The sequence below is a fragment of the Mucilaginibacter tolerans genome, from assembly GCF_030519375.1.
Lineage (GTDB): Bacteria > Bacteroidota > Bacteroidia > Sphingobacteriales > Sphingobacteriaceae > Mucilaginibacter.
In genome coordinates, this window is the sequence record NZ_JAUMKB010000012.1 from 117,696 (window position 1) to 142,093 (window position 24,398).

Below are 24,398 nucleotides of genomic sequence, written 5' to 3' on the forward strand. Positions count from 1 at the left end.
GTTAGCTTGGATTTATGTTCCCAGAATAAAATACAAGGGGATTTGCAATCCCCCGAATTAATCAATCAAAACTTATATGTCAACCCCGCACCAAATATCTGCTTCACCTGGAAGAGCGAATGCATTTCCTGCACGCCGTTGTTCAGTACCGGTATTTTGGCATACGGGTCGTTGATTAGCTCCACCCCACCGTTTACGGTCACAAACTTGTTTACCTTCATAAATAGATTAATAGTGTAATCCATGAAAATATTTTGCGGTTGCTTAAGGTAGTCTGTGTACATTTTCAATATGTTTTCAATAGATATATTGGTAGCAATATTGGCCTTGTAATAAGCATCCAAGGAGGTGCCAAACTGGAAAAGATGTTTTTCACCGGGTGCTACTCCAAATGAGCCAACATTTGACAAGGAGTCATTGGTTACGAAAGTGTACTTAATAGCAGCCGGCGAAATATTGATCCTGAAGTTGTCATCCCTCTTATAAGCAAAACCCGGCCCGAAGGTAAGGTAAGCCGGTGCAAATGGTGCCGATATCAATGTACGGGTACCGTCGGCATTGTAATTATAACCTTTGGTAAATTGCGTCTGGAAGTTGGTATAAAAAGTGTACAGCCAATATTTGGCGGCCTGGTAACCCAGCAGGCTGTTCAGGATGATACGATCATCATTTTTGCGCCAGCCGGTTCCGTTCTGTTTGCTGATACCATAGCCAACAATAGCTTTATTATCCCAGCTCCATTTGTCTTTTTTATAGTTGAAATCATAATCCAGCACCAAATTGGCAGCAACCGAATTAGTTCCGCCTGCTGCCCAATGATTAAAGGAGCTTTGGTTGATCAGAAAGGTGTTTTGTCCGTGTATCGTCCAGATTTTGGTAGTGTCTTTTGGTGGTGTAGTTGCCTGAGAAAACCCTGTCAAGCTTAGGCACAAAAATGAAAGAATAAGTAACGCTGTTTTCATAAGGATAATTTTTAGATGTGGGTAGAATCGTTAAATAATAACTAAAAGTACAAATTCAATTACAGAGGCCAAAAAAGTAAAGCCTAATCAGGTATTGTTCTTATAATAAAAACCGGGTTGCTATTGCGTTTATGTGACCCACAAAATAATAATTGTCATAAACACCACTATAATTACAATTCCCCCAATAATAATTTGATTTTCCTTGCAATTGCACAATAAATAGTATATTACATTAGAATTTAGTTAACAGATGTTCAACCAAACTACTTTTTATGAAAAAATATTTACTTCTATTGATTACCACAATGGTATTTGGGGGCGGTATTGCCTTTGCCCAAACTACCACCGTAAGTGGCACTGTAACTGACGCCGCAACAAAAGAAAAGCTGGTTGGCGTAACCGTAATGGTCAAATCCACCAGCAATGGTACCGCCACCAATCAAAACGGCGAATTCTCTATTTCTGCAAAGGCAACCGATGTATTGATATTTAGATACACGGGGTACAAAAGTCTCGAAATCTCTGTTTCAGGGAAAACGCATCTTGATATACAACTTGAAAGCATCGCCAGTCAATTAAATGAAGTTGTTCTGATAGGTACAAGATCTTCAGGAAGGGTAAAACTTGAGACGCCTGTACCTGTGGATGTAGTAAACGTAGGCAAAGCGACGTCCAACACCGGCCGGTTAGATCTGACAGATATCTTAAATTATTCTGCCCCCTCATTCAACTACAATAAGCAGTCGGGTTCAGATGGTGCCGACCACGTGGAATTAGGTACATTGCGCGGGCTTGGTCCCGACCAAACTTTGGTACTGGTAAATGGCAAGCGTCGTCACTCCACTGCATTTGTGTCAGTATTTGGTACGCGTGGGCGTGGTAATTCCGGTGTAGACCTGAGTTCAATACCATCAGCATCCATTGATAGGGTGGAAATTTTGCGTGACGGTGCGTCTGCCCAATATGGTTCTGACGCAATAGCCGGCGTAATGAACATCATATTAAAAAAGAACATAAACCAGCTTAATGTAAATGTTGGTGGCTCAGGCTATTACGACCCCGCCTTTAATAGCCGCAATGCCGTAGCGACGGGCCAATATCCGCATGGCGGGGCTATTGATGGTAAAGCAATAGCGCTTGATGCTAATTACGGGCTTGCTATTGGCAAACATGATGGCTTTATCAACTTTACGGTCGATTATGAAGCCAATGGGAAAACCTTCCGGCAAACGCGTGATACTGCATTTGCCAATCCAAAAGCGTTAATATTAAATACTGTAAGGCGGGCTAACGGTGATGGTTCAGCACAGAGCGTTAATACCTTTTTTAATTCCGAGATACCTATAGCGGGCACCACCACCACTTTTTACACTTTTGGCGGATATAGCTATAAGGGCTCTGATGATTATGCATTTAGCAGGAATTTTTCGGCCCGGCCGGATCGATTTCCAACGGATGCAAGCGGCAATATGATCCCGGTTCCCGGTATTATATTTAACACCCCGGATGGCGACAGCTACTACAACCCCATCATACAAACCCATAATACCGATGCAGCAATAGCGATTGGTGTTAAAGGGCAGCTCGGGGATGGCTGGGATTGGGATCTAAGTAACAATATTGGTAATAATACTTTCCATTTTTATGGAGATAAGACATTTAATGCAGGGATTGGCGCAACCAAAACACATTTTGACGATGGCGGCTCCGGATTTTTGCAAAACACTGCCGATATCAACTTCAATAAACACTTTCCAAAGGCCCTGTCGGGTGTGAACCTGGGTATGGGGGGCGAATATCGTTACGAACGGTACAAAATATTTTCAGGAGAACAGGCATCATATATGAATTATGACACATTAAAGGCGACCGGCTCGCAGGGATTTCCGGGCTATCAACCGAACGATGTTGTCAATGCTACCCGCTCCGTTTTGGGCGCTTATGTAGACCTGGAAGTTGATGTTACCAAACAATGGCTGGTCGATTTTGCTAATCGCCTGGAACATTACAGCGATTTTGGATCAAGCTTTAACACCAAGTTTGCTACGCGCTATAAGGTTGCCGACAACTTCAATATCCGCGGTTCAATTGGTACTGGATTCCGGGCGCCATCTCTGCAACAGATTAACTACAGTTCAACATTCACTACTGTACAGGGAGGAACGATTGCAGAAGTAAAGATCGCGCCAAATTACAGCCCGATAACAAAAGCGGCGGGCATACCATCTTTAAAGCAGGAAAGATCAAAGAACTACAGCCTGGGTTTTACATTCAGACCAATACCCGAACTAAGTATTACTGCCGACGGATACGAAATAAAAGTGAAGGACAGAGTGGTGTTATCCGGTCAATTCAGTGCAGACGATGCTACACTTGATCCCTCATTCACCGCAACCCTTCAAAGCTTAAGGGTTTCGCTTGCACAGTTTTTTGCCAATGCCGTAAATACCGATAACAAAGGTTTGGATATTGTTATTGATTACAACAAATCATTTAATGATAACCGTATCAGATTGCTCTTTACCGGGAATTTTCAGCACATGAAGATTGATAAGATTAATTATCCGCCAAAGCTGAGTACTACCGACCTGCAAAAAGAGACTTTTTTAAGTGATCGCGAACAGAAATTTATTCTGGCTTCCGCACCACCGGAAAAATTCTCTTTCAGTCCCGAATTCTCCCATAAAAGCTTCACAGTCGGTGCTCGGTTTACCTATTTCGGTAAGATATTATTATATGGATATGGTGCCGACGGCCTCGGTATTAACCCGCAAGTGCCATCTGATGCAGACGGGAACGTAAACGTACCTGATCAATATAACTATTCGGGAAAGATGGTTAGTGATTTATACTTTGGTTATAAATTCAATAAAACTTTCCACATGTCGATAGGATCGGATAACGTATTTAATGTTCATCCAGACCTGGGTTACGCACATGGGGCTAAATATTGGGCTTACAATAATGAAACCGGCGGACCGTTTGACGCCGTACAAATGGGTAGTAACGGAAGGCGCTTGTTCATCCGCGCCGGATTTAATTTCTGATCATAACCTGAAACTATTATAATTGGGCTGCTTCCGTTTTCGGGAGCGGCTTTTTTATTTACTTACCAGGCTGATATGATACTCCTGTATCAAGGCCGGAGTTTCCGGAGTAAGCGTAAAACTGACCTTGATATTGGCCTGCTCACCATACATGATAAAATAACCCCTTAACTGATTTTCCGGAACTATTTCGCCGATGTTGCTGATCTTGCCTGCTTTATTAAAGACTGCATTCGCTTCAGTTTTCAATTTATCAGTGGAATAATCCATAAAAAAGTTCATGGCAAATATTCTGCTGCCTTGTACATTATCCCAGTTTGGCAGTAATTTCACTAATTGGTCGCGCCGTTGTATTAATATCGATGATGCCGGTAATTGTCTCGGTTTGATACCGGATAATCGTAGTAGTGTATCGGCAACCTGTACATTTATGGAGCCTGCGTTGGCATAGGTGAGGTTAGCAAAGCTGATCACCCCTATTCCGTATTCAGTATAAATAGTCCATTCGCTGCCAAAACCAGGTAAACCGCCCGTATGGCCAACGGCAGTCATGCCATCCGCATATCTGCGCCAACGCAAGCCATAGCAATAAGCCGAAACAAAGGGATAAGGCCTACCGTTAGCAGTTTTATAATTCGCATTAAAGCCGTTTACATCCCATGGGTATTGCATTTCTCGGATGGAGTTTCTTTTAACCGGACCTGTCTCCGCATCATCCCTTGGCGGCCATGCATCCAAATGCAGTGCTACATATTTGCTAAAATCCTCAATAGTAGTAATCATTCCGCCCATCGCACCATACGAGCCGTCGTGCAACATAGGCTGTTCCACCCATTGGTTATCTATCCAGCGGTACCCATGCGCCAGTGATTCTTTAGGCACTTTGTCATATTCATAATAGGTATGCGTCATCCCAAGTGGCTTCAGAATATCTTCAGTAATATATTCCTGGTAACTTTTGCCGGATACTTTTTTGATAATATATCCCAATGTGGCGAAGCCGAGGTTGCTATATTCATAACCTAAACCGGGGTCATTGGAAAATGAAATGCCTTTTTTGTAAAGGTCAATCAACTGCTCATCCGTATTGGCGAGTTGCCGGTCGCCCCATGGATTATCTTCCGGGAAACCTGCAGAGTGTGTAAGCAAATTACGAATGGTGATCGGCGTCGCGTCTTTAGTCAGATATTTCAGCCCCTTCATTTCAGGGATGTACAAACAGGCCGGATCATCCAGTTTTAGCTTCCCTTCGTCGCGCAGCTTCAGAATAGCCATCGCCGTAAAACTTTTACTCATAGAAGCGATACGGAAATCTGATTTTGAGGTAGCTTCCATTTTATTTTTCAGATTAGTGTAACCGATATTGCCGGTATGCACCAGTTTACCGTCAACTACAATTCCATACACTATACCCGGAAAATGATTCTGCGCTGCATACTCCTTATAAAGTTTATCGATTACCGGATAGGCCGCTTCGAGCTTCTTCAATCGGTCCGCATCGGTAAAAACAGGCGGCTTGTAGGTTTGGGCGAATAGTATTGCTACCTGGAAACTTAATAAAACGAGAAGAGTTGCGTTTTTAAGGCTTGCAAAATGTTTCATGGCGACCGTTTAGATTACATATTTACCTATATTCCGGGAAATATAAAACAGCCGTTATGCTTCTAACAAAGGCAGATCGAAATAAAAAGTAGAACCTTCACCCAACTTGCTCTCTACTCCTATTTTTCCATTATGCGTGTTGATGATTTCGGAAGATATATACAGGCCCATACCTAAACCACTGGCCATGTTTTTCTTGTCTTCCACCCGATAAAATCGTTCAAAAACCTTATACCTCTGCTCCTCCGATAATCCTATGCCAAAGTCAGTTACCGATACCCGGGCACAGTCGTTATATTTTGATGATTTAATGATAACCCGGCGGCTGCCGTTGGAGTACTTAACTGCATTATTTATAAGGTTCATCAGTACCTGTTCTACACGTTCAGCATTACCTTTTATCGTGAGATCGTCCGTATTTTCCATCTCGAAAGTATAAGCCGGATTCATGTGTATTGCGTTTTCAACGCAACTCGCCACTACATCTTTCAGATTAATGGTATCCAGGTTATAGCTTAGTCTGCCTGCCTTTATTTTGCTCATATCCAGCAGATCATCCACTAAAAACTGCAGCTTCCCTAATGCTATAACCGCTTTATTGATGTATTGCTTCACTGTTTCCGGAAGATCATCTTTTTTATGCAGCAGAATAAGCTGAAGGTACCCCTTCAAGCTTGTCAATGGTGTTTTCAATTCGTGACTGGCCACACCAATAAATTCATCTTTCCGTTCCAGCTCCCTTTTTTGTTCTTCAATATCTGTAGCAGTGCCCACCCATAGTATGATCTCACCAATTTCATTTTTTAAAGGCATGGCCCGGTTCAGGTGCCAGCGATAGATCCCATCCTTTCCACGGCGGTACCGGCTCTCAACTTCAAATACCCCTCCTGTTTGCAAAGCCGCCCGGTAGTTGTCCATAAAGGTTTCAATGTCATCGGGGTGAATAGCTTCGCGCCACCCCCAACCCATTGATTGCTCAAAACCCAGCCCTGTATAGTCGTACCAGCGCTCATTAAAAAAATTCACCCGGCCATCTGGCATACAAGTCCAGGTCATTTGGGTGATGTGATCGGCCAGCAGTTTTAAATTTCCCCGGCTGACTGAAAGGTCCTTGGTACGTTCGATCACCATGGCCTCCAGTTCATTTTTTTGTCGGGTAACCTGCCCCTGGGCCGCTTCGAGCTTTTCGTTTTGTGATATCAGATGCTTCTGGGTAGTCTTTTGCGTTGTCAGGTCAGTCAGTATCACACTCAAACTGTGTCCCCAGTCCATATCTATAACTGCAAACGAACACAGGCAACAGGTGGGCTCGTTATTCTCGCTTTTAATAAACAGTTCCCCTTTAGTATCTTTTTTCCAGGCCTTTTTTAACAATTTTTTATATATCGCTTTTGATTCTTCCGCAATAAAATTTTCAAAAGGCACTCCTATTACCCTTTCCGGTGAGGCCTGTACAAGGCTGGTAAACCTGCTATTGCAATACAAAACAAGCCCTTCTTCATCAACAGTTATCGCACCCTCGCTCATCTTTTCGATGAAGACCCGGTAGGTATGATCGGCGGTTTTTAAGGTGTATAGCTGGTGAGCCCCCTCGTTTTTCACAACCAAGGCATCAACCTGCCCTGTACGGATGGCCTCGAGCATATCATTAGCTTCGTCCAAACGCCATTGCAGTTCGTCATTTCTATTTAATAATTCTTCGTATGAGATCTGCTTCTCCATTACAAATTCACTGCGTTTATTTCAAGTCCTTTAAGCACTTTGAGTTTGTCAGACATATCTCCAATTAGCTTTCTTTCCATGCCAGGGGATTTTTTTATTAGCATGGGTAATGCGATCACCTGCTCGTCTATGGCGATAGCAGGCTGCTGATACACATCAATTATCTCGAGTTCATAGCGATCTTTTAAATATTCTTCACATATTTTTTTCAGGTTCGATATAGCTCGTGCCGAATTTGGTGATGCTCCCGTTACAAACAGGCGCATAACGTAAATATCCTTGCGTTTTTTAAGGCCAGAAACACCTTTTTTCTCTGCCATTATAGATTAATCATTTAAGCAGGAATAATGTTTAACCCAACAAGAACTTTTTCTTCATTAGACAGGTCACCGATTATTTTCCGAATAGGCTCCGGAACTTTGCGTACAAGCGTTGGGGTCGCCAAAATCTGGTCGCCCTCAGCCAGTTGCGGTTTGCGCAAAAGATCGATCACCTCTATTTTATATTGACCTTTTAGGTGTTCTTCGCAATATCGCCTGAGATTATTCAAAGCCGTGACTGATTTCTCAGTATGCCCGGCTATGTACAACCTTAGCTCCCATTTCTTTTCATTTTCTGTCGTCATTTTCCAGTGTTTTTGGGTTCATCCTTGTTTTCGCTGCCACGTCTTATCGATTGTATCGTCTCCCGGTTTTTGTTCAATATCTGCTTTCTTAACTCTTCTTCCTCATACACTTTATTGAGTTCTTCTTCTACCGATTCAAATTCGGAATTCAGACTGGCAATTTTAGATTCCAGTACCTTTCGTTTACGAATAATTTCCCTGTCTTTCCGGCTAAGCGCATAATTGTGAATGGCTACACCGGTTTCCTCCTGTATGACCTGTGCTTCACGGGCCGACCCGGTAAGGATACCGTCAGGACCAATATATACATCTATCAATTCAAGGCCACTATCGCTTATCACAAACTCCCGTACCTGGTTGGAGTGTTTCATGCCACGCGATTTCATCACATATAAACCTCTGTTACGCTCTCCGTTCCACTCGATGTCCTTTATCAAAAGCCAGGTATCAACCAAGGAAGATATGGCTTCGTCTGTCTGGTCATTGACCATGTCATTTAGCGTAAGGGCGGTAAACATAACTGTTATCTGCTCGTTTTGCAGGAAGTCAATTAGCCGTACAAGCATATTTTTTACTTCGCGTAACGAACCTATAGAAACAAAATTGGTGATCGGGTCTATAATAACCACTGACGGTTTAAATTGTTGTATTGCTTTATGTACTGCCACCAGGTGCATTTCTAAACCATACAAAGTTGGCCTTGCAGCAAAAAACTTTAATAAACCAGCTTTAACATGTTTGTCGAGATTCAAATTGATAGAACGCATATTGCGTACGATCTGCTGAGGCGGCTCTTCAAACGCAAAATAGAGGCAGCGTGCGTTATTTCTGCATACACCATCAGCAAAATTGGCCGCAATACTGGTCTTTCCGGTGCCTGCCGTACCCGATATCAGTATGCTGCTACCTTTATAAAAGCCCTTGCCACCCAACATCTCATCTACCGAAGGTATGCCCGATGAAATGCGGTCAGAAGTAATCCCTTTATCAAGTTTAAGCGAGGTTACTGGCAATACAGCAATCCCTTCTTCATCTATCAGGAACGGATACTCATTAGTGCCATGCAACGACCCCCGGTACTTAACAATCCGCATTCGCCGGGTTGATATCTGGTTTACTACGCGATGGTCTAACAGGATCACACAGTCCGACACATACTCTTCCAGTCCATGCCGTGTTAATTTACCGTCCCCGCGTTCCCCGGTAATTATCGCGGTCACACCTTTGTCCTTTAGCCAGGCAAAAAGCCGCCTTAATTCGGCACGCAGTATGCCTTTGTTCTTTAAACCTCCAAATAGATTTTCAATGGTATCCAGTACCACCCTCTTTGCTTTTATGCTATCAATGGCATATCCGAGCCTTATAAATAATCCGTCCAGATCGTACTCCCCCGTCTCCCTTATCTCCGACCGGGAAACATGTACGTAATCCATCTTTATTTTCTTATCTGCCTGTAATTTCTGCAGGTCAAAGCCCAATGAAGCGACATTTACAGCCAATTCTTCGGTCTGCTCTTCAAAAGTCATGATCACACCGGGTTCATTAAATTGCATGGCCCCACGTACAATAAATTCGATCGACAGCATGGTCTTACCACTACCTGCTTCGCCACAAACCAAAGTGGGCCGTCCTTTAGGCAAGCCGCCTCCGGTTACTTCATCCAGTCCTGCTATGCCGGTTGGTGCTTTTTGAAGCGTTAAAAGGGGTTTATTATCATTTTTCTGTTTCTTGCTATTACTTGTTTTCATAGGTTAAACGGCTGATGTAATTTCTTGGAAATCACTTTCCCTATAATGGTTATGATTAACAAATAGGTAATCAATTACTTAGATTTCACAAATGCTGTATCAACCAACCACAGAGGCGCGAAAAAGTTTTTAATGTGAATAATTTCACCAAAAAAACCTACTGTTTCGTCTGAAAATCAATAGCATACAAACAACATTTCTTAAAATAAGTTATCTACTTATAGTTTTGACCATCTGCGATGAATATGCATGAGTATATACAATATCAGGTTTCGGCCTTAAATGATCTTATAAGAATCAACCAGGACCGGATAACAGGCTACAGGCAACGGATTGCTATGACGTTGGACGACGACCTGGCGGATCTTCTTTCTGACCTGATATATCAAAGCTACCAGCATATTGAAGAACTGACTTACAATATCTATAAGTTGGGCGGCAAACCTGCTACTGACAACAAAACCGGAAAATTTTATTTTTCGTGGACCGATCTTAAAGCGCTCCTTTTCCAGGAAACCCGCAAGAAAATGCTTGAATATTGTGAATTTTGTGAAGATGTTGTTAAAAACATTTATCAAAAAGCTTTTAGTGCCAAGGAGCTTCATTGGGATAAAAAAGCGGGCAGCTTATTAAAAAAACACCTGTTTGATATGGAGACCTCTTACCGGCACGTGTTACAGCTTAAAAATGGCTATGCGTAATTGCTATTTGAATTCTGAGAATCAAATAGTTCTGATTTAAACAGAATTTGTATAACTTAACCGCATCAAATCTATCATACGCTCCGCTGGAATGACTGGTATTGGATCGGATAATATCCCTGTTGACCTTTTTCGTGTACTTTTTGAGAAGTCACCTGGTTCATTGCTATTAAAAACAGATGAACCACGGTTTACTATTGTCGCCATGAGCGATACCTACTTAAAAACAACACTATTGCCACGGGAGGAAATTATTGGCAAAGGCTTTTTTGAGATATATGGTGCCGAAATTGACGAAAGGGACGATACGGCAGCGCGGAGAATATTTTCTCATGTAATCCGTACAGGCGATAAAGTGGACATACCCGTTTACAGATATGACATATTTGAACCTGGCGCCGATTTTAAGACGCCGCATTACTGGTCGTTTTCCACTATTCCGATTATGGACGATAGGCAACAGATTACCTATATACTATGTACTTTTACAGATATCACCGCCGAGGTAAAAGCTAAAGAAGTAGCCCAGGAGAGCGAGCATCGTTTGTTGCTGGCTGCTGAAGCAACCGGTATGGCTTTTTGGAGCATGGCCATAGTGGATAACGATTTTACTCACTCCCAACAGATGGCTGAAATTTTTGGTCATCCGCCAGGCACACCAATTACGCTTGCAGATATCAGGGCGCAGGTACACGCTGATGACATGGAAAATATCGTGATAAAAGCTTATCAACAGTCACTAATAGAGGGTAGTTTTTTTTATGAGGCCCGCATTTTTTGGCCCGACAATTCACTGCATTGGATACGAACCAAAGGAATTGTACAGTTCAATAGAAGTAAAGAACCTGTGAGGATGCTCGGAACGATTATCGACATCACCGAAAGCAAACGCGACGAGATAAGGAAAAATGATTTTATAGCGATGGCCAGCCACGAGTTGAAAACACCACTTACCTCGCTAAAAGCCTACCTGCAATTAATGGAAACCAAACTGGCAGGCACAAGTGATCCTTTTGTTAAAACTGCCGTCGTAAAATCGGGCAACCAGGTAAACAAGATGACCGCCCTGATACATGGATTTCTTGATCTCTCAAAAATTGAACCGGGCAAATTAAAGCTCATCAGAACTGCATTTAACATCAATGTATTGATAGAGGAAGTGATGACAGAGAGCCGGATATTGAGTAATACTCACTCTTTACGCTTTGAATCATCAGGCGAGTTAAATGTCAATGCTGACAGAGCGAAAATAGGACAGGTAATCAGCAATTTGATAAATAATGCCATTAAGTATTCGCCCAAAGGGAGCTACATTATTTTGGAATGCAAGATAAGTGATGATAATGTAGTCGTATCGGTTACTGATGAAGGTATCGGTATCAAACCTAAGGACCAGGAAAAAATATTCCAACGCTTTTACCGTGCCGAAGAAGGTGAATCCCGGAATATCTCTGGCTTTGGCATTGGGCTTTACCTTTCCAGTGAGATCATACAACGCCATAAAGGAAAATTATGGGTGAAAAGCGCAGAAAGCAAGGGCTCGACCTTCTATTTCAGTATACCGGTAAACATCTGAACCGGATTCAGACTACAACCCCATAAAATATTCCGTAAAATCTCTGAAGTTATCAAACCGCACATCGTGGTCATCAGTAGCGCCAAAACCATAACTTACAAAAACAAACGGGAGTCCCGCCAGCCGGCTTTGCTCGCCATCGCCTTCAGTATCCCCCACATAAACCGGATTTTTTAGCTGATGCCTGTCAATCAACAGTTTGATATTATGATGCTTTGGCATATAATTGGTGCCATAAGCTATTTCATCGATAATGTGCTCATCTATGCCCGCCCAATCGATAAACAACCGGATGATACCTTTTGCACAGTTGCTCACGATAAAAAGCTGGTATTTGGTAGCTAATTCAGCAAGCCCCTCTCTTACTCCATCGTACAATACACCGCCCTTTTGGGGCAGCAATACTTTGCGTACATCATTTACCCTGCCATAAATTTCCTCCTGCCTTTCTGCAGAGTAACCGGGCATTATAGCGTTCCAAACCTTCTTCCCTTCCCAGCCTACCATTTTGGCCAGTTCATCCCGGTTAACTGACTTATCAATACCCAAATCCGTGAAAACGATATTCCATGATTCGGTGTACGTATCTACAGCATCCCACAGGGTGCCATCCATATCAAATATTATACTATCGGGCTTTTGCATGCTATTTTTCAAATTATGTAAATATGTGAACAAATTATCACTTAGTTTTTAACTTATTTCATCAAAACTTCAGAATTATATATCATTTTTACACCTGATAAGGTTTAGGTTTGGCCTGAATTAGCGAGTAAGACAGGTCCGATGTCCCCTGCTACCCGGCAGGGGATTATTTTTCACCGTCCTGCTACCTCAAAATCCACTAATAAGTAAAAAATACCATTTATACACTGTTTAGTGCCATACTAAATAGCATATATCATGTAATTTTGTCGTCATGCAAGGCACATTCCCGGTATATGATATTTGTAAGCTTTCTGATTTCCAGCAGGAGGATCTTCTTATCAGCCGATTTGGCGCCTATTTGCAAAAACACCGCGACCTGTACTTTCCGCATAAACACACTTTTTATCACCTGGTTTTGTTTACAAAAGGTGGAGGCACGCATGCTATCGATTTTAAAACTTTTGATGTCACCCCGTACCAAATCTATTTCATGACGCCCGGGCAGGTGCATTCATGGAATTTTGAGGGCGAAGTTGACGGCTATGTAATTCACTTTTCATCATCCTTCTTTGAATCATTTTTGCTGAAGAATGAATACCTGGACCAGTTCTCTTTTTTCAGCGGCATCATTGATGATGCTGTAATACAAATAGAACCGTCGTTGCAACAAAAAATCATCGGCCTGTTTGAAGACATCATTGCCGAAAGCGAAACTACTGACCGTATGGGTCTGGACCTGATCCGGTCGTTATTGCTACAGATATTTATCCTGCTAAATCGTACCAACACAGGTAAAAAAGAAAAGCAGGCATTACCGTATAACTACACATTGCTGAAAACCTTCCAGAAGCTGATTGAAAAAAACTTTGCTACGTTAAAACTTCCCAGGGATTATGCCGGGTTGCTGTACATTACGCCCAATCATTTGAATGCCTTGTGCAATGATCTGCTGGGCATATCAGCGGGCGAAGTTATCCGCAACCGTATCCTTTTGGAAGCAAAACGATTGTTGATCAACCTTGACCTGACAATTGCCGAAATAGGTTACCAGCTCAACTTTAACGACAATTCTTATTTTACTAAATTTTTTAAAAAATATACCGGCTCAACACCCGAGGAGTTCAGGAAAATCACTTTAAATCATCAAAAAAATGACCGCAGAAATTGATAATATACCTCAGCAAAAGCCTTTATCAGAGTTTAAAGCTGCTTTACTATGCAAATGTCCAAAATGCCGCAAAGGCGATATGTTTGGCAACAGAATGTACAGTTTTGGAAAGCAAAAGAGTTACACGAATTGCCCGTACTGCAACTTCCAGTTCGAGATAGAGCCTGGATACTTTTATGTAGCCATGTTTGTAAGCTACGGTATGAATGTGGCACAGATGGTCACTTTTGCTATAGCAACCTATGTACTCACCGGCTCCGAATCCCCATGGCTTTATATAGCCATATTACTTGGAGGTGCATTTATTCTATCGCCGATCAACTTCCGTTATTCAAGAGTGATCCTGTTGTACTGGCTTACTCCTAACCTGCATTATGATCCGGAACGGGCGAAAAAGCCTTACAAAGAATTATAACACCATTTAAACGGGAATCCGGTATAGAAAAAACGCTGTATCGGGTTCCTGTTTTTGAAAGCCCAGCCCTTCATACAGGCTTTGTGCGGCATAATTATCTACTGCTGTTTCCAGTTGAACATAGGCAGCCCCATCGGCTCTGGCAAATTCCATCGCCGTTTTTATCATTGCCTCGCCTATACCCTGTTTACGATAATTTGATTCGACATACAAGTCATTCAATATCCAATTTTTGACAGCATTTACTGACGAATATTTAGGATATAATTGGGTAAAGCCAACAGGCCGGTCTCCCTTCAATGCAACAACAATCACGGATTCATTATTAGCCAAACGTGTTTTGATAAACCTCTCAGCCAAATCGATATCGCTATCTTTCTTATAAAACACGCGATATTTATCAAATAATCCGATAACCAGGTTTGCCTCTGAGACGTTTATTCTTTTTATTTCCATAGGACGCTAATTTATAAAAAAGCCACCTCTGAAATAAAGAGATGGCTTTTGGAATATAACACGGTATCGCTTATTACTGCTGTTTCCCAATTACGGCAGCGAATTTACTTTCGTAATCCTTTAATTGCTTATCTACCTTTTCTGAAAGCGCACTCTGGTGATTTTCTTTTGTCGCCTGTGCCAGCGCATTCAATAGGGATAAGCCTAATTGAACCGTACGCTGATCTACACTTGATACATCTTTTTGCAACAAGCTGTAATTGTAATCCAGCTGATCTGCGACATAATTATCAATGCTGTTTACATAGCGGTTAGCAAGAGTAACATCGTTTAACGTATATGCCGTTGCAACGATAAAATACTTGCTGCGCGCCAAGTCAATAAATGGATAAATGTCTGGCATTTCGGCATCGTATTTATTCAGCACTTTCAATGCCAGGTCTTTGTGGCCTTCCTGGATCAGATTTTGGGTAAGCTCCAGGACAGTCGACATAATAACCGGATAGAACATAGTGGTCGACTCCGGATCGAGATATTTGGCTGTTTTGAAATTACCCCATTTAAACTTATTCATGATGTTATCATACATCACCAAAGTATTGGTTTTACCTAACTGATCGTGGTTTGCTGTATCAGCTTTAAATGGAATCAGGTGATAAGTAAAGCCCTCTTTGTACAAGTATGGCTGAAGACCCATCATATTCTCCTGACCCACAGTTATGGTAAAGCAAATCGGCCTTTTCCAATTATTATGAGCCAAAATATCTATAAATGCAAGGTTATCCTTGGTAACATAGTTCGAAGTATATTTCCAGGTCATCGTGTCAACCAATTTGCTTTTCTGATCAGCGCTCACTACTCCGTCTTTTACCACTTCATCAGTATTGACAGGTAATTTAAAGTTTTTGGTAGGCAGGTAATTGATCTTTGATCCATCCTGCAAAGGATATTTAAATGCATCATCATCCGAAGTAATAAAATCAAATACCTCTTTCAGATTGGTTGAGCCTTGAATACCTCTGTCAATGTACTGAACTGCATCGCGCACGCCTTCTTTATATTTATCATAAGGCATAGTGATAGGCAGTGGCTCCGATTCGTTCATCTTCTTGGTCATCTGGCGAATATACCAGTCACCGCTGAACAAACTCAGGTTCACTATACGCACATCAGGCCTGATGCCTTCCACTTCCTGATCATACCACAATGAATAAGTATCATTATCACCATAAGTAAACAGGATTGCATTAGGAGGGCACGAGATCAGGTAGTTATAAGCCATATCGTGCGGTGTCATTTTGGTTGAGCGATCATGTGTACCCCATTCTTTGCTGGCTACCAGTATTGGAATGAGTAAACAAATTGCCGTTGCCGCCATGCCTGCCGTTTTTGGTGTCATAAATTTCTTGGCCAGGTCAGCTAGGGCGATCACCCCCAACCCTATCCATATAGCAAATGCATAGAATGAACCTACGTAAGAGTAATCACGCTCGCGGGGCTGCACACTCGGCTGATTTACATATAACACAATTGCCAGACCAGTGAAAAACCATAATAACAGCACTACCAACGCATCTTTCTGATCGCGTTGGAAATGAAATACTAAACCGATTAAACCTAGTATCAAAGGAATTGCATATAACGGAGTATAAGCGTTGCTGGCGTAGATTGGAGTGCCATTACCATGAGTGGTAAGCGATTTCGGCAAATGTTTGCCGGCATCCAGTATGCCCGATGTCCAGTTACCATCAATTCCTTCAGTGCTTTGCTGACCATCTAGCTGGTTATAACGCCCTACGTAATTCCACAAGAAGTAGCGGAAATACATCTGGTACATTTGCCAGCTGAACATCCAGCGCATGTTATCGCCAAATGTTGGTGCATCATTATCGCCCATGTGCAGCCATTCCCTGTAAAAACGGGCATCCTGTGCATAGGAGCCATCGGTGTTTTCGGTATTATACATACGCGGGAAGATGGTGGTATGGTCGTATATTGTATTTACCTTACGGCCCGCATTTTCATATTTTTTTTCGCCTTTGCGGTAGATAATACTGCCCTCGGTTTGGTCAATTGCCTTAGCATCAAAGTAAGGCCCGCTAAGCAGCGGTGTTTCACCATACTGAATACGGTTCAGATAACCATATAGGGTAAAGGCATTATCAGGGTGTGAGTTGTTCAGGTCGGGGTTAGCCGTTGCACGAATAGGGATATAGGCAAACGAGCTATATCCAAAATATATAAATGCCACACACAACAGCGCCAGATTAAGTGCAGGTTTGTTGTTTTTGACGCTCCACCATATGCCGAATATGATCAGTCCGATAAGGATAGCGAAGAAGAAAAGTGCTCCGCTGCCAAAACCCATTCCTAAATTATTTACAAAGAAAAGATCGAAATAAGCTGCAAACTGTATGGTATATCCCCGAATGCCATATTGCACCAGGCCAAGGATTACTATACTGATCAGGAAAGCGATAACACCGCTTTTTATGTTAATATTTTTATACCTGCGGAAGTAGTATACCATCACTATAGCCGGGATAGTCAATAGGTTCAGCAGGTGGATACCGATGGATAAGCCAACTACATAAGCAATAAAAATAATCCATTTATCGGCACCAGGCTCGTCGGAATGTGCATCCCACTTCAATATACCCCAGAAAACGATAGCTGTACATAATGATGACAATGCGAATACGATGGTCTCTACTGCGGAAAACCAGAACGTATCGGTATAAGTAAATACCAATGCACCTACCAAACCGCCGCCAAAGATCATGATCTGACTGTTGCTGTCGGCTTCTTCTCCCCTTTTTACCAGTAATTTCTTAGCTATAGCAGTTATTGTCCAGAACAGGAACATAATTGTTGCACCACTGGCCAATGCCGAGCCCATATTGGTAAAGTAAGGCACTTTGGTTTTGTCCCCCATAGAGAAGAGCGAGAAAAACTTACCCAGCATGGCAAAAAGCGGATAACCAGGCTGGTGCGCTACCTGTAAGCGATAGGCACAGGAGATAAACTCACCACAGTCCCAAAAGCTTACCGAAGGCTCTAATGTCAGAATATAAGTGATTGAAGCGATGGCAAAACACAGCCATCCTAAAAGGTTATTGATCTTTTTGTATTGCATGGAAGATAATTAGTATACTTTTTTGCGGGGGCTAATATCTGCATTTTTATAAATCTTTCCAGATAAATAACAAACCCGTTAACATCTTTTAACAAATGCCACCGAAATTATAAAAAATAGTCGGAAGTCCGAAGAGCAGGAGGTCAGAAGCCTGTTGCAGAATTGACTCACTCCTGCTCCCTCTCTGCTGCGGAAAGAGGGGATTTAAAATTTATGTTTTCTTACCCCCTCCTTACCGTATGTGGTAGAGAGGGTCGACGAGTGTGGCATAGTCGGGGTGAGTCGAATATGAGCGACAGTTTTGCACGACTGGCAAGTTCAGATATGCTAAATAACTAACTGAACGACAAGCACAAAACTTGCTTGTTCCGCTTGTTTTTTTGTACCTTACATTGCCCTTAATCACAGCGATGAAAAAATTAACCCTTGCCCTTGCGTTGATAACTCTATTCATCAGTGCCGGCGCACAGCACAAAAAAAGTGACACCTTATTAGTAGCCTTACAAAAGGCCAATACAGACACCAACAAGTTTGTTGCCTTAATCACCCTGAGCCGGCATTACTACATCACCTATCCGGATTCGGGGATCATTTACGCGCAAAAAGGATACGAGATCGCACAAAAAAACAATTGGCTCGACGCACAGGGTTTCGCCCTTAAAAGAATGGCGGATTCTTACGGGAATATCAGTGACTACGTTAAATCCATGCAGTATTATTTCAAAGCACTACGGGCTTACGAAAGCATAAATGATATGTTCGGAGAGCAGACAGTATACAATAATATTGGCTCAACATACCTCGGGAAACAGGATTATAAAAATGCACTTTTAAACTTATATAAGGCAAAGAGGATGATGGACACTTATCTTCTTTCCCATAAACCCGATAACAAGACTCAACGTTCGAGCTATATAATCTCCTTAAATATAGGCGAGACATACCTTGGTCTTAAAAAGGTTGATTCGGCGGAGTATTACCTGAATAACACCAATGGAACCCTTAGGCAGTTAACCAACGCCGAAGAAGCAAACGAATTTAAGGCAAATATAGCCCTTGATCTCGGCCAGATAGCCACCTTGAGGGGTGATAAGCAGGCAGCCCTCAAATATTTCAGATCCGCTGTTTCGATTTCCATTGCAAACCAAGATATTGACAATTTGAGCAAATCCTACCTAAGCGCTGCTAAATTGTACCATCAATACAAGCAACAGGATTCGGCCGAATACTTCGGGCGCAAGGCGATTGAAGTTGCCACTTCGGCGAATTTTGCGCAAGATGTTTTGGACGCAGGAACGGTGCTGTACTCCTACTATGACGAGGATCAAAATTTACCCGAAGCATATAAATATTATAAGATCACAACAAGGGCAAAGGACAGCTTGTATAGCCAGGATAAGGTCAAACAATTGCTCTCATTGGACTTTGATGAAAAGCAACGCCAGCAGGATATTGCTGCAGCCCAACAACAGTATCGCGAAAATGTACGAATGTACGCCCTTATTGCGGTGCTGGCGGTGTTCCTGTTGCTGGTTATTATCTTCTGGCGAAACAGCAACCAGCGGAAAAAGGCAAACCAACTTTTGCAGCAACAAAAGGAAGAGATACAAACCACACTGGGCGAGTTGAAAACCACGCAAAACCAATTAGTACAATCGGCCAAGATGGCTTCGCTGGGTGAATTGACTGCGGGTATTGCTCATGAAATTCAAAACCCACTCAATTTTGTCAATAATTTTTCCGATGTCAATCGTGAAATGATAGGCGAATTGAGAGGGGAATTAAAGAATGGCAACGTGAACGAAGCTTTGGCAATCGCTGATGATATTGAGCAAAACGAAGTAAAAATAAATCACCACGGGAAACGCGCCGACTTCATTGTAAAAGGTATGCTGGAGCATAGTCGGACCAGCACCGGGGAAAGACAAGTGACTAATATCAATGTGCTGGCGGATGAATTTCTAAAGCTTTCCTATCACGGTCTTAGGGCGAAGGATAAAAGCTTTAATGCTGACCTGGTGACTCATTTTGATCCAAGTCTGCCCAAACTTAACGTGGTGCAGCAGGACATTGGCCGGGTGCTCATCAACCTGTTCAGCAATGCCTTTTATGCGGTGAATCAAAAAGCAAAAACAACAGGGCCAGATTACAAGCCGACTGTTGAAGTAAGCACTACAAAAGAAAACGGTTCTATTCTGATCAAAATAAAAGATAACGGCACTGGCATCCCTGATGCCATCAGGGAAAAGATCATGCAGCCATTTTTTACTACCAAGCCAACAGGCGATGGAACAGGGTTGGGTTTGTCACTTAGTTATGATATTGTGGTGAAGGGGCATGGGGGAAACATCGATGTGAATACCAAAGAGGGCGAGTTTACGGAGTTTATCGTTAGCCTGCCCCTGTAACCTATTCTAAACCGTCATGGCTTCGTTCTTCACCATGACGGTTATTTTATATTTCTTATGATCAATTTTGCTGTTTCCCAATAACACCGGCAAACTTGCTTTCATAATCATTCAACTGCGACTGTAATTTGGTATTCAAAGCCAGCTCTTGATTCTCTTTCGTGATTTGTGTCATGGCATTCAGTACTGACATTTCAAATTGCACATTTGAGGTATTTACATCCCCGGGACTAGCTTGCAACAGGTTATAATCGTAGGTCAATTGATCGGTGATATAATTATCCATGCTCGAAACATATTTGTTTGCCACGCTGTTGGCATGAAGACGATAGGCCGTATCAATCACCCGGAATTTACTTTGAGCAACGCCTGCATACGGATAAATATCCGGCATTTCGTTATCATATTTTTGTATCGCTTTCAATGCCATATCCTTGTGCCCTTCAGCTATTAAACCGTCGGCAAGCTCAGTAAAAGTATTGGTGATAAGTGTATAAAATAACCCGGCTGACTGCTCATCAAGGTATTTAGCTGCTTTATAATTGCCCCATTTAAATTTATTCATCACGTTATCATACATTACTTGAGTATTTAGCTTAGCCTGATTATTTGCCTCTGGTTTAAACGGGATCAGATGGTAAACAAAACCCTCCTTATACAAATAATTTTGCAGGCCATTGAACCCGTCATTAGTCATAGTAACAGTGAAGCAAATCGGGCGTTTCCAATCGTTATGCGTAAGTATATCTAATAGCGCCAGGTTATCCTTCATCAAATAATTCCCGGAAAATTTCCATTGCATACTATCAGCCACCCTACTTTTCTGATCCGGAGTAATCACACCATTTTTAACCAATGCATCCGCATTTACAGTGAGTTTAAAGTTTTTTGTAGGCAGATAATTTAATACAGATCCATCCTGCATTTCCACTTTAGTTTGCGGATTATCCGATGTCACAAATTCAAAGATATCCTTTAGCTCCACCGAGTCGGGTATTTTAGCATCACTGTAAGGAATATAATCGCGCGTACCATTTTTGTATTTGTCAAAACTCATGGTGATAGGTAATGGCTCCGACTGGTTCATTTTGCTCTGCATCTGGTGAATATACCAATCGCTGCCAAAGAGGGTATTGACGATAATACGCACATCCGGTCTCACCCCTTCTACCTCCTGCACATACCATAGTGAATAAGTATCATTATCGGCCCCCGTAAACAGAATAGCATTTTTAGGGCACGACATCAGGTAGTTATAGGCCATATCATGCGCCGTCATCTTAGTCGACCGGTCGTGCCCTTTCCATTCCTGTTTGATCAATAATACCGGACCGATCAGCAAACACAAGGCAATGGTGGCGTAGCTTGCAGTACGGGCATTTACCTTTTTGCGCATAAACTCTGCGATGGCTATTACCCCTATCCCGATCCAAATGGCAAAAGCATAAAACGAGCTGACATAAGAATAATCGCGCTCGCGCGGCTGCAAGGCTTGGTTGACATACATCACAATGGCGATGCTGGTAAAAAACCAGAACAACCCGATGATAAATGCATCTTTTTTGCTTTGACGGGAGTGATAAAACAAGCCTATCAATCCTAAAATCAGAGGTAAGGCATAAAGTGGCGTATAGCCGTTATTATGCAATACCGAGTTTGGCAAATGTTTACCCTTATCAAAAATGCCTGTTGTCCAGTCGCCATCGGCGTAATCATGTAAACCGCTTTTTTGAAATTGACCATCCTGCTGATTGTATCGTCCTGCAAAATTCCATAGAAAATATCTGCCATACATTTGCCATATCTGCCAGCTGAACATAAATTTCAGGTTGTCTGAAAATGCAGGTACATCATTGTCCGACAAACCAAGCCATTGTTTATAAAACTGAGGGTCCTGGTCTCTTTGACTAAACATCCGCGGCAAAATAGTAGTGTGATCGTAGGTAGTAACCACGTCTTTTCCTGCAGATTCATATTTGTTTTTGCCCTTTGCGTAGTTAGTCCCGCCATCAGTCTGGTCTATCACTTTTGCATCATAATACGGCCCGGACATTAAGGGAACTGATCCGTATTGGCCACGGTTCAGATACCAGTAAAGGGTAAAAGCATTATCAGGACGTGAGTTGTTTAGATCGGTATTAGCAGTAGCGCGAATCGGGATATAAACAAACGAGCAAAAGCCAAAATAAATGAACGTTATACAAATCAAGACCAGGTTGAGCACCGGCCTATTCTTGCGGATACTATAACGAATGCCCATTACCAACGCACCAATCAGCAGCACAAAGAAGAAAATTGCCCCACTGCCAAAACCCATACCCAAGGTATTAACAAAGAAAAGATCAGCGTAAGCGGCTATTGCAACAGTGTATCCTCTGATACCAAATTGCACAAAGGCGAGAATACCAATACTGATCAGGAAGGCAACGATACCGGTTTTTAAGTTGATGGTTTTATACCTGCGGAAATAATAAACAAATACTATAGCCGGAATGGTTAACAAATTAAGCAGGTGAATGCCTATAGATAAACCAATCATGTAGGCAATAAATACGATCCATTTGTCGGCCCCCGGTTCTGTTGAATGGGAGTCCCATTTCAATATTGCCCAAAATACAATAGCCGTACATAATGCCGACATCGCAAAAACGATCGTTTCCACCGCAGAGAACCAAAAAGTATCACTGAAAGCCAGCGCCAGTGCACCTACAAGTCCAGCGCCAAAGATCAGGGTTTGTTTAGTGCCATCCATCTGGTTACCGTTCTTCATCATCATTTTCCGGGCCATTAGGGTAATCGTCCAGAACAGGAACATAATGGTTGCTCCGCTGGCCAATGCACAGGCCATATTGGTAAAGTAAGCCACCTTATGCACATCGCCCAAACTGAGCAACGAGAATACTTTGCAGATCATAGCGAAGAGCGGGTATCCCGGCTGGTGTGATACTTGTAAGCGGTATGCACAGGAGATAAATTCGCCGCAATCCCAAAAGCTGACGGAAGGTTCGAGGGTTAAGATGTAAGTAGTTGATGCAATGGCAAAGCAGAGCCAACCCAAAAGGTTGTTAATCTTGTTAAAGTGCATGGTTTATCAGGGTAAAAGTTTGTCAATACCCTAATATCCGGCTTATTTGTAAGCTATTTATAATGAACAGATTGGGTTTAACATCTTTTAACATTATTTAACGATTGTCGTTCCAAATGTTAAAACTTCAAAGCCACCCCCGCCTCAAAATAAAATATGCCTGAGCTGTTCACCATACCTTTGGTAATACGTGGAGGCAGCTTATTTTCGGCCATCGCATAAGTTGGTGTAAAAGTTAAGATCAATGCACCCATCTTATATTCAACCGGCACCGAAAATTCATAATCAAGCATTTTAAACTGACTTAACTGGTTTTCCCGTTTGATGATCAGGCTTTCCGCGGCTTGTTCCAAAGCAAGGGCCTTCTTGGTCAGTTTATATTTTTTTAATACAAAGTAGGCGTCATAGAAGTTTTGCGTACCTGCATTTAGGGAGACCGTAGGAGAAATAATAAAAAAATCCCTGCCCGTAAATATCCCATCGATAGTAAAATCATGCGACAGACCAGCGTTTACGAAAATATCGTGCCCGAAGCCCTGTTTCAGGAAATTGTAGTCTACACTGATAGTCGGCGTAATTACACTTTCTATATCATAATTCAAATTGGCATTTATAGTACTTCCAATTGCCGAGCCGATCTGGGTACTGTTAGCTGTATAAAAAAGTTGGGTAAAAGATATTCCGCCGCCCAGGTCATTCGTAATGTCGAAATTATATCCCAGGGATGCACTGCCGCCGTCCAGTTTGTTGGTCACGCGGTTAGGAATATAATTTACCGTTCCGGATAAATATATTCCGTTTTTAAAAGTGTATTTAACATCAGGAATAATGGTTGGGGTACGTACAGTATCTGCACGGCCCATAAAAACATTGTTACTTAAATAGTTTGCACCGATTTTGAAAGAAGCCTGTTTTTCGGACATTGCCTTTTCCAGCTTGTCAAGCAAATCTTCCGGATCTTCAGTTGTTGTGTTTTGAGCGAGTGCACTAAATGCGGTTAACAGGAATAATAATGTAAATAGGGGTACGTAAAAAACTCTCATCAAATAATTTAATAATATGTGATAAAAACCTGATAGACTGTATTACGCGAATA

Annotated in this window: 17 protein-coding genes; 6 read left to right on the forward strand and 11 right to left on the reverse strand. The window is 42.2% G+C overall.

Features of this window, described 5'->3' with window-relative positions; translation table 11 throughout:
• Window positions 1-65: 65 nt before the first annotated feature.
• Window positions 66-962: a DUF3078 domain-containing protein gene (locus Q3A68_RS17135; RefSeq protein WP_302902342.1), complete on the reverse strand. Its 897-nt coding sequence runs from the start codon at window positions 960-962 to the stop codon at window positions 66-68.
• Between the two features lie 275 nt (window positions 963-1,237).
• Between Q3A68_RS17135 and Q3A68_RS17140 the strand changes: the two genes are divergently transcribed.
• Window positions 1,238-4,012 carry a TonB-dependent receptor gene (locus tag Q3A68_RS17140; RefSeq protein ID WP_302902343.1) on the forward strand — a complete coding sequence of 925 codons (2,775 nt, stop codon included), beginning with the start codon at window positions 1,238-1,240 and terminating at the stop codon, window positions 4,010-4,012.
• A 54-nt stretch (window positions 4,013-4,066) separates the two neighbouring features.
• Here the strand turns inward: Q3A68_RS17140 and Q3A68_RS17145 are convergent, their stop codons facing one another.
• From Q3A68_RS17145 to kaiC, 5 genes are read right to left on the reverse strand one after another with little or no spacing between them, the layout of a single operon-like run.
• Window positions 4,067-5,614: a serine hydrolase domain-containing protein gene (locus tag Q3A68_RS17145; protein WP_302902344.1), complete on the reverse strand. Its 1,548-nt coding sequence runs from the start codon at window positions 5,612-5,614 to the stop codon at window positions 4,067-4,069.
• Window positions 5,615-5,668: 54 nt separating this feature from the next.
• A complete protein-coding gene (locus tag Q3A68_RS17150) occupies window positions 5,669-7,336 on the reverse strand; it encodes a PAS domain-containing sensor histidine kinase (RefSeq protein ID WP_302902345.1) in 1,668 nt (555 codons plus the stop codon).
• Window positions 7,336-7,656 carry a circadian clock KaiB family protein gene (locus tag Q3A68_RS17155; protein WP_302902346.1) on the reverse strand — a complete coding sequence of 107 codons (321 nt, stop codon included), beginning with the start codon at window positions 7,654-7,656 and terminating at the stop codon, window positions 7,336-7,338. Before Q3A68_RS17155 ends, Q3A68_RS17150 begins: the two co-directional genes overlap by 1 nt.
• 14 nt (window positions 7,657-7,670) lie before the next feature.
• Window positions 7,671-7,961, reverse strand: a complete 291-nt coding sequence (locus Q3A68_RS17160) for a circadian clock KaiB family protein (RefSeq protein WP_302902347.1) — start codon at window positions 7,959-7,961, stop codon at window positions 7,671-7,673.
• Window positions 7,958-9,709 carry a circadian clock protein KaiC gene (gene kaiC / locus Q3A68_RS17165; protein WP_302902348.1) on the reverse strand — a complete coding sequence of 584 codons (1,752 nt, stop codon included), beginning with the start codon at window positions 9,707-9,709 and terminating at the stop codon, window positions 7,958-7,960. Before kaiC ends, Q3A68_RS17160 begins: the two co-directional genes overlap by 4 nt.
• Before the next feature lie 245 nt (window positions 9,710-9,954).
• Here kaiC and Q3A68_RS17170 point away from each other — a divergent pair, with 245 nt between their 5' ends.
• The gene (locus Q3A68_RS17170) at window positions 9,955-10,410 is read left to right on the forward strand and encodes a PA2169 family four-helix-bundle protein (RefSeq protein ID WP_302902349.1); all 456 of its coding nucleotides are present in this window, start codon (window positions 9,955-9,957) and stop codon (window positions 10,408-10,410) included.
• A gap of 91 nt (window positions 10,411-10,501) precedes the next feature.
• The gene (locus Q3A68_RS17175; RefSeq protein ID WP_302902350.1) at window positions 10,502-11,986 is read left to right on the forward strand and encodes a PAS domain-containing sensor histidine kinase; all 1,485 of its coding nucleotides are present in this window, start codon (window positions 10,502-10,504) and stop codon (window positions 11,984-11,986) included.
• 12 nt (window positions 11,987-11,998) lie between these two features.
• Here Q3A68_RS17175 and Q3A68_RS17180 read toward each other — a convergent pair whose 3' ends face one another.
• Window positions 11,999-12,631: an HAD family hydrolase gene (locus Q3A68_RS17180; RefSeq protein WP_302902351.1), complete on the reverse strand. Its 633-nt coding sequence runs from the start codon at window positions 12,629-12,631 to the stop codon at window positions 11,999-12,001.
• Between the two features lie 274 nt (window positions 12,632-12,905).
• Between Q3A68_RS17180 and Q3A68_RS17185 the strand changes: the two genes are divergently transcribed.
• Window positions 12,906-13,802, forward strand: coding sequence for an AraC family transcriptional regulator (locus tag Q3A68_RS17185; RefSeq protein WP_302902352.1), 897 nt, complete (start codon window positions 12,906-12,908; stop codon window positions 13,800-13,802).
• Window positions 13,786-14,217 (forward strand): DUF983 domain-containing protein, encoded by a 432-nt coding sequence (locus Q3A68_RS17190; protein ID WP_302902353.1) that lies wholly within the window; start codon window positions 13,786-13,788, stop codon window positions 14,215-14,217. Before Q3A68_RS17185 ends, Q3A68_RS17190 begins: the two co-directional genes overlap by 17 nt.
• 6 nt (window positions 14,218-14,223) lie before the next feature.
• Here Q3A68_RS17190 and Q3A68_RS17195 read toward each other — a convergent pair whose 3' ends face one another.
• On the reverse strand, window positions 14,224-14,673 hold the full coding sequence (locus Q3A68_RS17195) for a GNAT family N-acetyltransferase (protein WP_302902354.1): 450 nt from the start codon (window positions 14,671-14,673) through the stop codon (window positions 14,224-14,226).
• Window positions 14,674-14,746: 73 nt separating this feature from the next.
• Window positions 14,747-17,809 carry a glycosyltransferase family 117 protein gene (locus Q3A68_RS17200; RefSeq protein WP_302902355.1) on the reverse strand — a complete coding sequence of 1,021 codons (3,063 nt, stop codon included), beginning with the start codon at window positions 17,807-17,809 and terminating at the stop codon, window positions 14,747-14,749.
• A gap of 410 nt (window positions 17,810-18,219) precedes the next feature.
• Between Q3A68_RS17200 and Q3A68_RS17205 the strand changes: the two genes are divergently transcribed.
• Window positions 18,220-20,217 (forward strand): ATP-binding protein, encoded by a 1,998-nt coding sequence (locus tag Q3A68_RS17205; protein WP_302902356.1) that lies wholly within the window; start codon window positions 18,220-18,222, stop codon window positions 20,215-20,217.
• 61 nt (window positions 20,218-20,278) lie between these two features.
• Here the strand turns inward: Q3A68_RS17205 and Q3A68_RS17210 are convergent, their stop codons facing one another.
• Both Q3A68_RS17210 and Q3A68_RS17215 read right to left on the reverse strand, forming a co-directional pair.
• Window positions 20,279-23,302 carry a glycosyltransferase family 117 protein gene (locus Q3A68_RS17210; protein ID WP_302902357.1) on the reverse strand — a complete coding sequence of 1,008 codons (3,024 nt, stop codon included), beginning with the start codon at window positions 23,300-23,302 and terminating at the stop codon, window positions 20,279-20,281.
• A 119-nt stretch (window positions 23,303-23,421) separates the two neighbouring features.
• Window positions 23,422-24,345, reverse strand: a complete 924-nt coding sequence (locus Q3A68_RS17215) for a hypothetical protein (protein WP_302902358.1) — start codon at window positions 24,343-24,345, stop codon at window positions 23,422-23,424.
• Window positions 24,346-24,398: the final 53 nt, after the last annotated feature.

Coding starts and splice junctions, on each gene's coding strand:
- Q3A68_RS17135 (WP_302902342.1), bottom strand. CDS start 962: ATGAAAACAGCGTTACTTATTCTTTCATTTTTGTGCCTAAGCTTGACA.
- Q3A68_RS17140 (WP_302902343.1), top strand. CDS start 1,238: ATGAAAAAATATTTACTTCTATTGATTACCACAATGGTATTTGGGGGC.
- Q3A68_RS17145 (WP_302902344.1), bottom strand. CDS start 5,614: ATGAAACATTTTGCAAGCCTTAAAAACGCAACTCTTCTCGTTTTATTA.
- Q3A68_RS17150 (WP_302902345.1), bottom strand. CDS start 7,336: ATGGAGAAGCAGATCTCATACGAAGAATTATTAAATAGAAATGACGAA.
- Q3A68_RS17155 (WP_302902346.1), bottom strand. CDS start 7,656: ATGGCAGAGAAAAAAGGTGTTTCTGGCCTTAAAAAACGCAAGGATATT.
- Q3A68_RS17160 (WP_302902347.1), bottom strand. CDS start 7,961: ATGACGACAGAAAATGAAAAGAAATGGGAGCTAAGGTTGTACATAGCC.
- kaiC (WP_302902348.1), bottom strand. CDS start 9,709: ATGAAAACAAGTAATAGCAAGAAACAGAAAAATGATAATAAACCCCTT.
- Q3A68_RS17170 (WP_302902349.1), top strand. CDS start 9,955: ATGCATGAGTATATACAATATCAGGTTTCGGCCTTAAATGATCTTATA.
- Q3A68_RS17175 (WP_302902350.1), top strand. CDS start 10,502: ATGACTGGTATTGGATCGGATAATATCCCTGTTGACCTTTTTCGTGTA.
- Q3A68_RS17180 (WP_302902351.1), bottom strand. CDS start 12,631: ATGCAAAAGCCCGATAGTATAATATTTGATATGGATGGCACCCTGTGG.
- Q3A68_RS17185 (WP_302902352.1), top strand. CDS start 12,906: ATGCAAGGCACATTCCCGGTATATGATATTTGTAAGCTTTCTGATTTC.
- Q3A68_RS17190 (WP_302902353.1), top strand. CDS start 13,786: ATGACCGCAGAAATTGATAATATACCTCAGCAAAAGCCTTTATCAGAG.
- Q3A68_RS17195 (WP_302902354.1), bottom strand. CDS start 14,673: ATGGAAATAAAAAGAATAAACGTCTCAGAGGCAAACCTGGTTATCGGA.
- Q3A68_RS17200 (WP_302902355.1), bottom strand. CDS start 17,809: ATGCAATACAAAAAGATCAATAACCTTTTAGGATGGCTGTGTTTTGCC.
- Q3A68_RS17205 (WP_302902356.1), top strand. CDS start 18,220: ATGAAAAAATTAACCCTTGCCCTTGCGTTGATAACTCTATTCATCAGT.
- Q3A68_RS17210 (WP_302902357.1), bottom strand. CDS start 23,302: ATGCACTTTAACAAGATTAACAACCTTTTGGGTTGGCTCTGCTTTGCC.
- Q3A68_RS17215 (WP_302902358.1), bottom strand. CDS start 24,345: ATGAGAGTTTTTTACGTACCCCTATTTACATTATTATTCCTGTTAACC.